Genomic DNA, 13407 nt, shown 5'->3' with positions numbered 1-13407 from the left:
TCGATCTGCACCATCAGCAGCGACGCGGTTCGCGCCTACCCGATCGGCGCCGTCAGCGGCCACTGCGTTCGCGCCGACATGATCTGCGCCGTCAGCGGCAACGCGATTGGCACCAACGCGATCTGCGCCGTCGGCGGCAACGCGATTGGCACCTACGCGATCTGCGCCATCCGACGCCGTGGCATTGGCCCCGACATGATCGCTGCCGTCGGACGCCGTGCGGTTAGGCCCGACTTTCTCCGAACCGTATTCCGCCACGGCCTTATCAACTTTCACTTCAGACGCTGCATAAGCGGTGGACACACCCAAAGCCAGCACGGAAACCGTCAGGCCCCAAACCCATTGTTTATTCATTGCCGATTGCTCCAAGTGTCATGTCTGTCGAAGCGAGCGAAATGCTCAGCCGCCGATGTTTTCGACAAATAAAAACGCGCCCCCTGATAGGGAACGGACTGTACTTCCTGGCTTGCGTGGATGGCCTGGGCAGCCAGCGAGCGGCGTTCGACTGAACAGTCGAGAAGAACGGCGAACACCCGCGTTTGCTCAGGTTAGTCCTGATTCCGGGCTCGCGCCGCTTTTGCCGCGCTTAATCCGCCCGGTGGCGAATCATTCGCCACTTAACGCTTCGATTGGGCGGGCTGCTATTAGTTCTGCACCATTAAACAAAAGCACGATTGTGCAAGTTAGAGGGGATATTAACGTTCTCTGCATTAGCGACACTGAAGATAATGCGCCAAATAAGTGCATGCGAAAACGAACTAAGCAAGTAACAACAGACGCTATAGATCGTTACTTCCGGCTGTGAATCTCAACAGCGCACTGCCCGCACGCTCACGTATTCAGTGCAAATCTGTGATTTCTCACAGCGTGCGGCGTGCGGCTTTTGGTATGCCGCACGCCGCTCGCCTCGGGTTATGTCATTTCGATCCCGCCCTCTTCGACATCCTGCTCACGCCCGCGAAGGCGCACATGGGTGTCGTATTGCGCGCGCAGTGCGGCGCCCGTGGTGGCCGTGGTCAGGGCCGCGCCACGGGCCATGGCTTTCGCACCTGCGACCGTTTTTTCGCCAACGAACGCTGCGGTTTCGGACGCGCCGTGGGCGACGGCTTTGGCACCCGCGACTGATTTCTCGCCAACGAACGCTGCCGCTTCAGACGTGCCGTGGGCCATGGCCTTGGCCCCTGCGACAGATTTGTCGCCCACGAAGGTTGCCGACGTCGACGCTGCGCCTTTGACGGAGTCTTGGAGAAACGCCTCTGCGCCTTTGGTTGCCGGGTCGGTCAATACGCCAGCGGTGGTCCAGCCAGCGAATACGGCGCTGGACGCGGCAGTGTTGGTCAACTGGCTGACAGCTGTCTTGAGGTAAGGATTGCTGAGGTTTTTAGTGGCCAATTCCTGCAACTTGCCCACGCCGGCGAAGCCGCCTGCCAACGCCAAACCGTTTTGGGTCAGGCTGGTGGCGGAAACCAGACTGCGCACGGCCTTGCTGCTGTCGGTCAGGATGTCGACCGGCATGCCCGCCAGTCGTTTACCGGCATTGCGCGCGGCGCTGGCGTAACTGGCATTCTTGATGCCTTTGTAGGCGTCCAGCCACTCGGTTTCTTCGTCAAGGGGTTTGGCCTCGGCATCCTTGCGACCGAACACGTAGGCGCCGCCGCGCAGGTGGTCGCGGTTCTCGGCAGTCTGCAGGCGATGACCGAAAAAAGCGTTGGCGGGCAGACCGCCCGCTGTCGCAATCGAAGTGTCCACAGCGCCCTGGATCTTGGGATGCCCTGCCAATGCCGTACCGACGACGGTGCGTGCCACGTTACGTGCGGTGTAGCCTTGAATGGCCACGCCCTGGTCGACACTCGCCTTGACCAGACCTGGCGCGTGCAGCCGCTGGGACGTCGCCATCGCGTCGTGCAATTTGTCAGAGGTGGTCTTGAGAAACTGGTTGTCGCCGGTGACGCGGTTCATCACCCCGGTGCCAACCTGATCGAAGAGCCCCGACACTGCACCGGGGATCAACGGCGTCAGCGGCTTGAGTGGCGTCGGCAGCCAGTCACCCTTGTTGATCGCGGGACGGGCGTATTGCAACGCCGTGGCGGCGGCGAACGGAATGGCGCGAAAGGCGCTGGACGTGTGGGTCGCCAGGCGGTCGAATTTCTCGCCCTTGGCCAGCGTGTCGGCAATGTCGCCCAGGCTTTCACCCTCCCGTTGCAGCACCCGGGCACGGCTGGTCGCGATCGCGTCCAACTGCTCGTTATGCTGGTTCACGCCGGCGTTGTGTTGGTTGATGTCATCCAGTTCGGCCTGACTGGCGCCGTCAGGTGCGGGTTTCGTCGACTGATAATGAGCGGAGAACACATGCTGTTTCAGGTAGCCAGCGAGCGCGGTGACTTCCCTCTGCACCTGCGCCGGGGAAAGCGCGGTGACCCGGGCGCTATCGTGGCCAAGCCCGGTGTCTTGAACCGGCGTGGCAGAACTGCTGGCGATCGGCTGGGGGGTTCTCTGAATTCCGTTCATATTGATGACCTTTGATGAGAAGGAACAGTTGCCGACCGACGGACAGCTGTCGTCCGTCGCGCGGCGGTGGGGTCGGTGCACCGAATCAGGCAGGCAGTTGCCCCTGCCCGCTTTCGATGATTTTTGCGAAGTTCGTGACGTTGTTGACGTAGTTCGGATCGCCGACACCGCCGGTATTGGACGGATCACCCTTGCTCACTTTGTCAGGTCCGGAGTTGAAGGCCCTGAGCGCGGAGCCCCAGTCACCGAACGCTGCCTTTTGATCACGCATGTACAACGCGCCCGCCATGATGTTGTCGTGGGCGTTGTTCACGTCGGCATTACCCAGCAAGTCCGGGTTGTCTTTCTTCAAACTGGCGAAGGTATCGGCGTTGATCTGCATCAGGCCTGCGTCGGTCTTGCCATTGACGTTGGTGGTGTCCTGGCCCAATTGGCCACGGGATTCGGCCCAGATCTGCCCCGCCAGCAGGCTGGGCGGGACGCCGGTGGCGTTCGAGGCGTCCATGATGTCGTTGCGGTACGGCTCCAGCTGCGGAGGCAAGTGCAGATCGCCCGAGCCGGTGAGCGAGGTATCGCCGGACACGGCACCGGCGGTATTGGCGGTCGGCGCACCTGCATTCGGGGCAGCTGACGCGCCCTGACCGGGACTCGCCCCTGAACCTGCACCGTCCACACCGCCACCGCCACTGCCACCGCCGCCACCACCGGCCGGTTTCTGTGCCGCCAGGTTCTGGGCGTTAGGCGACTGATTGGGGTTGTTCTGCATCAGCATCTGCATCAACTGCATCAGCAGGCTCATGATCTGTTGCACCACATTGGCCTGCTGATTGACATCCGAGGTCGGGTTGCTCGCGTCCACCTGCGGATTCTGGCTGTTGGGCGGGGCGAAGTTGACTTGGGACTGCGTCGGGTTGGCGAACAGCAATGCGCTGGGGTCGATGGCCTGGTTGCCGCCGCCACCGCTGCCCAGGCCGTTGTGCGGCCCGGACTTGCCGCTCAACGAAGAAAAGTCCGGGGGCGTGTTCAAATCCTGCAGGGGGCGCTGGGACGAAACACTCATGTTCATGATCGTTTACCTCGCTTCAGGTCGGGGAAGAATCAATGGGCCTTGGGAATGCCGAACTGGTCCAGAACCGGATCGACGTTGTGGTCAAAGGCTTTCTGCGCCTTGTGTTTCTTCACGGCTTCGATGATCGCGGAGATCCCGAACCCCAGGCTCATGGCGGCGTCGGCGATCCAGCCGATCACCGGGATAGACGCGCCAAGGGCTGCACCGGCGGCCAGCCCGGCGGCTTCACCGACCACCGCGCCCGCCACCCTGCCGCCGACCTTCGCCGCCACTTCGCCCAGGCCTGCCCGGCCTGCGGATTTCGCCACGGCGTCGTAGCCGTGCTTCGCGGCAGAGAGGCCGGATTTGGTGCTGTCGTAGATTGTCTTGGCGGCATCGGTCTTGTCGCCTCGAGCCAGCATGTCCGAGACGGAGGCAAAGCCCACGATGGACTGCAACGCCGCCGGGCCCATTCGCGAAGCGATCTGTGCGGCCTTCGATGGCGCGTGGTCCTTGTCACCCTTACTGGCTTCATCGAGCATCTTACGGCCGGGTTTCGAGTCTTGAAGCTGGGCGAACGTGGACTGTACGTAGCTCTGTTGCTGGCGCTGCACGAAGTCTTGTGGCAGCACACTGTCGTAGGCAGCTTTCTGCGCGTCGGCGCTGTTCAGGGACTGCTCGCCGTCGGCCTTTTTCTGATGGAGCAGCTGCTTGACGGCGCCGCCCTCGCTGAAGTTGCTGACGTAAGATTCCTGAATCTTGCCTTGCAAGTCCGGGCGCTGGCCCAGCACCTGCTGCGCGGTTGGTACGTGGGCGTTGGGCCCCAGCAGGTCTTGTTGCATCTGCAATTGCGCGGATAACCCGCCCAGGGCGCTGCTGTAATCGGCGTTGGGCTTGTCTTTGCCAGTGGCCTTGTCGGCGGTGTTCAAATCGGTCTGCAAGGCCTGGCCGCTGTTGACCCTTTGCATCTGCTCGTTGACCGCTTTTTGCAGGCTCGGGGTGCTGTTGACCAGCGTGCGGGACTGCTGCGGGATCTGCTGGTCGAGGAACGCCTGTACATCGGGATCGGCCTGCAACTGGCCAATCTTTTCGTTCAGGGCGTCTTCGGTCTTGCCGGTCTTGCGCAGGTCTTCCCCGGCGACAACGCTTTGCCGGGTCTGTTGCAGCTTGACCATGACGGCCGCTTTTTGCTCGCCGCTGTAGGCCGAAGGGTTGTCAAAGACGTCCTTGCCGAGCTTGCTGATGTCGGTGTTCGCCACCGAGTTGAGGGTCGCAGCGTCGCTCAGCACGCTGGCGAACTCGCCACCGTTGGTGGGCGCCTGTTTTTTGATCCAGTCGCTGATGTTGCTGGCGCTGAACAGTTTGTCCGGGCTATGGGCCGCCAGTGATCGGCCTTCCAGTCCGCCTTGGTCGATCTGCGTCAGGAACCCCGGTTGCGCCCAGGTCTTAGCGGCCTGTTTGAGCGGTCCGGCGAGCCCGGGGTTGTCGTTTTGCAGCGCTTTCAGACCGTCGGCACTGGTGAGGCCGTCCACCTTGGTCTGACCCTCGGCGCCTGCCCCGTGCTTGGGATCGGCGGCCTTGGTCAGCGGTTCGTTGGCGCGCATCAACGCCGCACTGCGGACCATCTCCAGGGATTGCGGGTCGGCGTCCGGGTGATCTTTCTGGTAGTTGGACAGGTCTTTGTCGGCGCTGTCGGCGGCCTTTTGCATGTTTTTGGCAAACGACTTGAGGTCGCCGTCGGTGATTTTGCCGTCGGCCTTGCCGCCATGTTTGCCGGTGTCCACCGCCGCCTTCAACGCCGGGTTGGCGTTGATGAAGTCCATGGCCTTCGCCGCATCCGGGCCCTTTTCGGCGGCCATGCGTGCAGCGGCGATGGGGCGGTTCAGCTCCTTGGCGGCCTGCTCGCGTTGATCGGGCGGTAGGTTGGCGACCATCGGGGCCCAGCGTTCCAGCTCCTTGGGCGATGAGTATTTCGAGTCGTCGAGGAAGCGGGCTTCGGTGGATGTCGGTTGATGGGTCGATTGGCTGGCGTCGGTGGGTGTCGTAGCGCTGACATCGCTGACCGCTCTGGTTTGCGCAGTGGCCGGGGTTTGGGCGGTGGCCGGGGTTTGCGTGGGTGGCGTGCCAGCGGCGGATGGCGTGTTGGCAGCCCTGCCTTGGGGCGGTGTCTGCGGGGTTTGCGGGGTCTGCGGATGGCCTTTGAACAGCTGCGTGAGCTGCGTCAGCAGGGACAACAGCTGTTTCTCGGTCGAGGCCAGATCACCCGAGGGCTGGGCCGTCGCCCCGCCAAACTGCACGTTGGGGTTAGGGCCCTGTGGGAGCAACGCGTTGGCAGACTTGGCCAGGGGCAATGGGGTTGCCGATTCGCCGCTATCGGATTGGGGTGCGATACCGCTGTAGGGACTGTTGGAAATACGCATGGGAGTCGCCATCCGGGAATGAAGGATCGCAACTGTGTGGTCCCGGACGCCGGTCGGTTCCGAGAAATGTTTCAGGTTGTGTCAACTCTGTTTTTGATTCTGCCTCAGGGGCGACCCTCGGCCTGAATCGACGGGAACGGCGGCTCGGACCCTCGAGACACAGGGCCTAGAGCCTGACTGCCCCCTATCAATCCTGTTGATGTTCATCATGAAAGCGATTGTCTTCAGGTTTGTCAGGCCTCGCGTAAGATCGCCTCCATTGCTTTCTGCACCCCTGATCTTCCTACAGGACTCACGACCATGACCCTCCACCTGATCAACGCCGTTGTGCTCACCGCCGCGACCATCTTCCTGGTGAACCGTGCGTTCGCCCTGTACGACCTGGTCAAGGCCGCGACCGTTTCCGAGCACATCTGAAACGGTCCTGCCGTTTCGGCTGCGCTCGGCCCTGGCTGAAGCGGGTTCAGGCGAACGGGTCCATCTGCCGTTTCAACTGTTCTCTGGCACGGGACAGACGCGAACGCACCGTGCCGATCGGCACCCCCAGCGAACTTGCGGTTTCCTGATAGTTGCCATCCATTTCCAGTGACACCTCGATCACTCGCTGCATGTTCGACGGCAAGCTGCCTATCGCCTCGACCACCCGCGCCAACTGCCGGTGGCCGTCTACCTGATGGCCGATATCGCCCTGACTCTCCAGTTCGGTGTGGGTGTGATCCTCCCAGCTTTCCTGATACGGCTGACGGTACATTTTGCGAAAGTGATTGCGGATGAGGTTCAGGGCGATGCCGCATAACCACGTCTGCGGTTTGCTCGCGTTTTGAAACTTGTGTTCGCTGCGCAGCGCTTCGAGAAAGGTGCATTGCAAGATGTCGTCGACGTCGTCCGGATTCATCACCCGCTTCTGAATGAACGCACGAATCATCTTGATCTGATCGCTGGTCAACTGGCGAATGCCGGAGATCGATGCGTGGCGGGATTTCGGTTCGATGTCGAGGAGTGCGAGGCTTGGAAACATCAGGGCTCTTCCTTGTTTGAAGTGTATTAGCCCTATAGCGATAGGCGTGCCAGTCTTAAAAAACGCCTATCTCATTGTTTTTAAACAGTAATAAATTCAGCGCCGAAACGATCCGTGCAAAATCTTGCGCGACCACGCTGAATCTCGAACGGGATTTGGCACAGATTCCCCCCGAGCATGATCGATGGAACCGTTCTCTCCGAACGGCCCACTCAGAGCGCATGACCCCGCTCAGAATCGTCCTATGAAGATCTCCGCCCCCATCGCTCCCCAAGCGTTGCACAGCCCTGAGCCAGTCGCTGCGAAGAACACGGCGACGGTCACCACGCCCGTGCGCACCAATACGCCGAATCTGACCGGCACGTCGCCGCAACAGATGGCGCGCTTCGCGTCGGCGCTGGTGCAACAGAGCCGTAGCCTCGGGCAACGCGAGTTGCTGGCCAGCAGCAACGCGTTGCAGTCCCGGGCCGCGAAACTGGGGGAGCTGTATCAGCTGTTGATGGGCAGTCAGGATTCAGGACTCGACGACGCCGCCCGCAAGATGCGCAAACAGTTGCAGAAGGAGCGTGCCGCGAGCCTGGAGCAGATACTCGATTTCGCCGAAGGCGATCCGGCCCAGGCCCACGTGGTGCTGCAGGCCGCGCGCAAGCAGGCACAGGCGGACGGCGCCAGCGGTGAGCACGTGGTCCTGACTCAGCAGCTGAAGCTACTGCGGCGTCAATACGGCCAACGGACTCGGGCAGGCATTAATAGCGCGAAGGCGTTTGCCCGTCCCGGTATCGACAACAAACGACGGGGCGCGCTGCGTAAGCTCTACGGCGTGGCGGTGTCCGGCCAGCCGAACATCACCGGGTTGATCGATGCATTGCTCGATGAACAGGAACAAGCGGGCGAGTTCGAACTCAACCTGCGTGACATGCGCAGCGCCATTGCCGACGACCTTTCCGCACTTACGCCTTCTACCTCACCCCAGCAGCTGCGCACCTTGATGCACGGCCTGAACACCGCGCGTCACGTCGCAACCCTGCTGCAAAGTTGCGAACACCTGCTGGGCCGCATGCGCAACAAAAACCCCGGTGTGCAAGTGGATTCCGCCGCCTTCCTCAAACACCTGCTGGCGCTGTCGGCCAAGGGCATGAGCCTCAATGAAACCCTGCAACTGACCCAACACATCGGCGGCAAACAGCTCAGGCATCAGCTCGCCTTCCTCAACGGATTGCGGCCGATGCTGCAGCAGTTGCCGATTCTCCTGTGGCGCGACATGAAAAGCCGCCAGAACGCCTTGGGCAACCTGCTCATCCTCATGGCCGAGTTGACTCGGCTGGAACAGAATCCGCAGCCAGGGGGCCTCGCCTGATGGACCGTGTCATCAACCTGCTCAACCAGATCGCCCTCGCGGCCATGCGCCGTTCGGAAATCGTCGGGGCCTTCGTGGTCATCGCCATCGTGTTCATGATGATCACCCCACTGCCCACCGGCCTGGTGGATGTGCTGATTGCCATCAACATCTGCATCTCCTGCCTATTGATCATGCTGGCCATGCACCTGCCCCGGCCGCTGGCGTTCTCCACCTTCCCCGCGGTCCTGTTGCTGACGACGATGTTCCGCCTGGCGTTGTCCATTTCCACCACGCGGCTGATCCTGCTCAATCAGGACGCCGGGCATATCGTCGAAGCCTTCGGCCAGTTCGTGGTCGGCGGTAACCTGGCGGTGGGCATGGTGATCTTCCTGATCCTCACCGTGGTCAACTTTCTGGTGATCACCAAGGGCTCGGAACGGGTCGCGGAAGTCGGCGCGCGGTTTACCCTCGATGCGATGCCGGGCAAGCAGATGTCGATCGACAGCGACCTGCGCGCCAACCTGATCAGCGTCCATGAAGCGCGACGCCGCCGGGCGGAACTGGGCAAGGAGAGTCAGCTGTTCGGGGCGATGGACGGCGCCATGAAGTTCGTCAACGGCGACGCCATCGCCAGCCTGATCATCGTCGCCATCAACATGATCGGCGGCATCGCCATCGGCGTGGTCCAGCACAACATGGCGGCGGGCGACGCTCTGCAGGTCTACACCGTGTTGACCATCGGTGACGGCCTGATCGCACAGATCCCGGCGCTGCTGATTTCGGTCACCTGCGGCATGATCATTACCCGCGTGCCCGACGAAGAGCGGGCCGAAGCCAACATCGGTCGGCAGATCGCCGAACAGATCACCAGTCAGCCCAAGGCGTGGATCATCGCTGCCGTGGCCATGCTCGGTTTTGCCGCGCTGCCAGGGATGCCCACTGCCGTGTTCATCGTCATCTCGATCATCTGCGGCACCGGCGGCCTGCTGCAATTGCACCGCGCCAAACCCCAGGCCGAGCAAGCGCAGGCGGTGGCCGTCGCCCCCGAGATGAATGGCCGCGAAGACCTGCGCACGTTCTCGCCCAGCCGCCAGTTCGTCCTGCAATTTCACCCCAGCCAGAACCCGGCGCAGGTGGAAGCGCTGGTCAGCGAGATTCGCCAGCGGCGCAACCGGCTGGTGGTGCAATACGGCCTGACCCTGCCTTCGTTCATCATCGAACAGGCCGAACACCTGCCTCCGGACGAATTCCGTTTTTCGGTGTATGAGGTGCCGCTGCTCAAGGCCACCTTCACCCAAAGCCATGTGGCCGTGGATGCGCGCCTGGTCGAGGAATCCCCGGAGGTCGGGGTGTACGGCAGCGTCGAGCGCCAGGAGGGCCAGTGGCTGTGGCTGCCTGCTGACGATCCGCAGTTGCAGAACCATGATGTCGAACGGGTGGACGCCATGACCCTGATCATCGAACGCATGGAGCGCGCCCTACAGTCCTGCGGTCCGCAGTTCATTGGCCTGCAGGAAACCAAGGCGATCCTCGGCTGGCTGGAAAGCGAACAGCCGGAACTTGCCCAAGAGATGCAGCGGGTATTGCCGCTGGCACGTTTTTCGGCCGTGTTGCAGCGCCTGGCCTCGGAGTGCGTGCCCCTGCGCGCCGTCCGGGTCATCGCCGAAACCCTCATCGAACACGGCCAGCACGAACGGGAAGTCACGGTCCTCGCCGATTACGTGCGCATTGCGCTGAAGTCGCAGATCTACCACCAATACTGCGGCGCCGAGGGCCTGCTGGTGTGGGTACTGACCCCGGAAAGCGAAGGCATTTTGCGCGACGGCCTGCGCCAGACCCAGACCGAAACCTTCTTTGCGCTGGACAACGAGACCAGTCAGTTGCTGGTGCAGCAGCTGCACATCGCCTTCCCGGTCCGGACTGCCGAGCGTGCGGTGCTGTTGGTGGCGCAAGACCTGCGCAGCCCGCTGCGCACGCTGTTGCAGGAAGAGTTCTATCACGTGCCGGTGCTGTCGTTCGCCGAAATCAGCAACGCGGCGCAGGTCAAGGTCCTTGGCCGCTTCGACCTCGAAGAAGACCTGGAAGCGCTGGATAACGAGTACGCCGCGTGAGTGGCTGGAGAGCGTCGCATGTTTGAATTACGGGTGTTGACCGGCCTGCACCAGGGCGCTGCATTGCCCCTGGTGGGTGAGCAATGGGTGATCGGCGCCGATGAGGGGCAGGATTTGGCGTTGCACGACCCGGGGGTCGAGCAGGTGCACTGCCGCCTGGAGCGTCAGGGCGAAGCCTTCGTGCTCAACGCTGCCGAGGGGCAGATCGGCGATCAGGAGGGTCACCGTCACGCCACCGCCGAATTGATCCCGAACACCGCATTCGTCCTCGGTTCGGTGTGGCTGTGCGTATCGGCGGCAGAAGATGCGTGGCCGTCGGTGCCAGTCGTCGTCCCTCAGCCCAGGGTCGAACCTGCAGCGGAAACGCCCTCGGTCGAGCCAGCCGAAGCGACGCAGGAATCCCGCGCCGGCACCCCGCCGCTGGAAAAGGTCGAGTCGCGCTCGCGGCTATTGAATCGCACCACGGGGGTGATCATCGGCGTGATGCTCGGCATTGCTGGCAGCGCCTGGAGCCTGACCCGCAGCAGCGGCCCGGAGGCCGTGGCCGCGGTGGCGATGGCTCAACCCGCAAAACCCTCGACCTCGCGGGCGAAACCGGCTGTCGAACCCGCCGCCAAACGCATCCGCCTGGCCAATGTCGACGACACTCGGCGGCAGCTCAACACCATGCTCAGCGACCGCTTGCTCAGTGGTGTGGACGTGCAACAGACGCCGGAAGGCCTGGTGTTGAGCGGCAACCTGAAAGCCGAATCGCAGTTGGTGTATCAACGCATGCTGCAACGTTTCAAGGACCGCTACGACGCGCCGATTGGAGTGATCGATAACGTCACCACATCCAGCAACGGTCTGCCCTTCACCATCGTGCAGATCATGTCCGGGCCGCACGCGCATCTGGTCACGGCGGACGGGCACCGGCTGTACGTCGGCGATGAGCTGGCGGGTCTGCGCCTGACCCGCATCGACGACAACCGCATCCAGTTCGACGGTGAGCGCCATTACGAGGTGAACTGGTGAACGCCGCACTCGATCAGTGGAAAACCGGCCACGCCCGGCGCCTGAGCGGATTTTCCGCTGTGCAGGTCAGCGGGCGCGTGAGCGCGGTCAGCGGGATTCTGCTGGAGTGCCAGATTCCGGCGGCGAAAGTCGGCGACCTGTGCGAAGTCAGCAAGGCCGATGGCAGCACCATGCTCGCGGAAATCGTCGGTTTCACCCGCGACTGCACGTTGCTCAGCGCCCTCGGGACGCCGGACGGGGTTCAGGTGGGGGCCCACATCCGGCCCCTCGGCATGGCCCACCGCATCGGCGTCGACGACAGCCTGCTCGGTAGCGTGCTCGACGGGTTTGGACGGCCGTTGCTGGAGGATTCATTGGGGGCGTTCGCTGGCCCCGGTGATCGGCGGGTCACGCTGCCGGTGATCGCCGATGCATTGCCGCCGACGCAACGCCCGCGCATCAGCCGCGCGCTGCCCACCGGGGTGCGGGCCATCGACAGCGCCATTCTGCTCGGCGAAGGCCAGCGTGTCGGGTTATTCGCTGGCGCAGGCTGTGGCAAGACCACATTGATGGCCGAATTGGCGCGCAACATGGATTGCGACGTGATCGTCTTCGGTTTGATCGGAGAACGGGGTCGCGAGCTGCGGGAATTTCTTGACCACGAACTGGACGCGACCCTGCGCAGCCGGTCGGTGCTGGTGTGCGCCACGTCGGACCGCTCGAGCATGGAGCGCGCCCGTGCGGCCTTCACTGCCACGGCCATCGCCGAGGCCTACCGCGAGCGCGGCATGAAGGTGCTGTTGCTGCTGGACTCGCTGACCCGCTTCGCCCGGGCCCAGCGGGAGATCGGCATTGCAGCGGGCGAGCCCTTGGGACGCGGCGGTCTGCCGCCGTCGGTATACACCCTGTTGCCGCGTCTGGTGGAACGGGCCGGGATGAGCGAACAGGGGTCGATCACCGCGCTGTACACGGTGCTGATCGAGCAGGATTCGATGAACGATCCGGTGGCCGACGAAGTGCGTTCGCTGCTGGACGGTCACATCGTGCTGTCGCGCAAACTCGCCGAGCGCGGCCACTACCCCGCTATCGACGTGCAGGCCAGCATCAGCCGGATCCTGAGTAACGTCACCGACCGCGCCCATCAACAGGCCAACAACCGCCTGCGGCGGCTGATGGCAGCCTACAAACAGGTGGAAATGCTCCTGCGCCTGGGTGAATACCAACCCGGCGGCGACCCGGTCACCGACTGCGCCGTGCAGCTCAACGAACCGATCAACGCGTTTCTGCGGCAGGACCTGCGCGAACCGGTGCCGTTGCAACAGACACTGGAGGCGTTGATGCAACTGACGTCGCAGTTGCCGGAGTGAGTACGGCGCTGCCTATGGAATGAAATGTCTGGGAGTGAGCGTGCTCACGAATGCCAAGCGACAGGCGATGAAGAGGCGTCGCCCGTACTGGCCCGTTCGTGAGCAAGCTCACTCCTACGGATTGAGCGGCAACCGAGAAGGGATTGCGCGATGGAAGAAGAACTTGAAATCGATCCGCAACGCCTCTCCATGGAGCAGGTGATCGGGGTGTTGACACCGTTGCGTCAGCATCGTCAGGCCAGTGCCGAACGGGCGCAGCGTCAGGCGCAGCAGGCGTTGGAAACGATGCAGCTGCATCTGCAGGAAACTCGTGATGCCCTGAGTCAGGAACGGGTCAATCAGCGGGAGCGGCGTCAGATGCTGAGCGACGTGAACCTCAACAAAACCATGGCGCTGAACGACCTCGACCGGTGGCATGAAAAGGAACACCGCATGCTCGATCGCTTGGCCTATATCCGTCAGGACGTGGCGCGGCAAAAACTCGGGATCGACGACCAGCGCCAGCGAATTGCCGAAGCGATGACAGCCGCGAAGGCTGCCCAGCGAGCGGTGGAAAAGCTCGCCTGCCTCGCCGAAGCGGTCAACGAACAAAGCTGATTCGAC

10 protein-coding genes are annotated in these 13407 nt (G+C 62.7%); 5 read left to right on the top strand and 5 right to left on the bottom strand.

All coding sequences use genetic code 11. From position 1 onward, the window contains the following. The 5 genes from B3N48_RS22080 to B3N48_RS22060 form a co-directional block, all read right to left on the bottom strand. The coding region (locus B3N48_RS22080; protein WP_296187386.1) for a phage infection protein at window positions 1-354 on the bottom strand (354 nt) is incomplete at its 3' end. A 558-nt stretch (window positions 355-912) separates the two neighbouring features. Further along, on the bottom strand, window positions 913-2508 hold the full coding sequence (locus B3N48_RS22075; RefSeq protein WP_296187385.1) for a type III effector: 1596 nt from the start codon (window positions 2506-2508) through the stop codon (window positions 913-915). Window positions 2509-2593: 85 nt separating this feature from the next. Continuing rightward, the gene (locus tag B3N48_RS22070) at window positions 2594-3433 is read right to left on the bottom strand and encodes a transglycosylase SLT domain-containing protein (RefSeq protein ID WP_296187583.1); all 840 of its coding nucleotides are present in this window, start codon (window positions 3431-3433) and stop codon (window positions 2594-2596) included. A gap of 173 nt (window positions 3434-3606) precedes the next feature. Then, a complete protein-coding gene (locus B3N48_RS22065; protein WP_296187383.1) occupies window positions 3607-5976 on the bottom strand; it encodes a type III effector HrpK domain-containing protein in 2370 nt (789 codons plus the stop codon). Window positions 5977-6439: 463 nt separating this feature from the next. Further along, window positions 6440-6994 (bottom strand): RNA polymerase sigma factor, encoded by a 555-nt coding sequence (locus B3N48_RS22060; RefSeq protein WP_296187382.1) that lies wholly within the window; start codon window positions 6992-6994, stop codon window positions 6440-6442. Window positions 6995-7238: 244 nt separating this feature from the next. Between B3N48_RS22060 and sctW the strand changes: the two genes are divergently transcribed. The 5 genes from sctW to B3N48_RS22035 all read left to right on the top strand — a co-directional run bounded on the left by sctW (window position 7239) and on the right by B3N48_RS22035 (window position 13401). Next, window positions 7239-8351: a type III secretion system gatekeeper subunit SctW gene (gene sctW / locus B3N48_RS22055; protein WP_349677038.1), complete on the top strand. Its 1113-nt coding sequence runs from the start codon at window positions 7239-7241 to the stop codon at window positions 8349-8351. After that, entirely contained in the window at window positions 8351-10444 is a 2094-nt protein-coding gene (sctV, locus tag B3N48_RS22050; protein WP_296187380.1) for a type III secretion system export apparatus subunit SctV, read from the top strand. The genes sctW and sctV overlap by 1 nt, the downstream gene beginning before the upstream one ends. Window positions 10445-10462: 18 nt before the next feature. After that, on the top strand, window positions 10463-11458 hold the full coding sequence (gene sctD / locus B3N48_RS22045) for a type III secretion system inner membrane ring subunit SctD (RefSeq protein ID WP_296187379.1): 996 nt from the start codon (window positions 10463-10465) through the stop codon (window positions 11456-11458). Then, window positions 11455-12804 carry a FliI/YscN family ATPase gene (locus tag B3N48_RS22040; RefSeq protein ID WP_296187377.1) on the top strand — a complete coding sequence of 450 codons (1350 nt, stop codon included), beginning with the start codon at window positions 11455-11457 and terminating at the stop codon, window positions 12802-12804. Before sctD ends, B3N48_RS22040 begins: the two co-directional genes overlap by 4 nt. A gap of 150 nt (window positions 12805-12954) precedes the next feature. After that, window positions 12955-13401 carry a type III secretion protein gene (locus B3N48_RS22035; RefSeq protein ID WP_296187375.1) on the top strand — a complete coding sequence of 149 codons (447 nt, stop codon included), beginning with the start codon at window positions 12955-12957 and terminating at the stop codon, window positions 13399-13401. The last annotated feature ends 6 nt before the right edge of the window (window positions 13402-13407 follow it).

It is taken from the genome of Pseudomonas sp. UBA1879, from assembly GCF_002338065.1.
Taxonomy (GTDB): domain Bacteria; phylum Pseudomonadota; class Gammaproteobacteria; order Pseudomonadales; family Pseudomonadaceae; genus Aquipseudomonas.
Note: the sequence above shows the minus strand (reverse complement) of the source record. Positions and strands in the feature narration are given on the sequence as shown.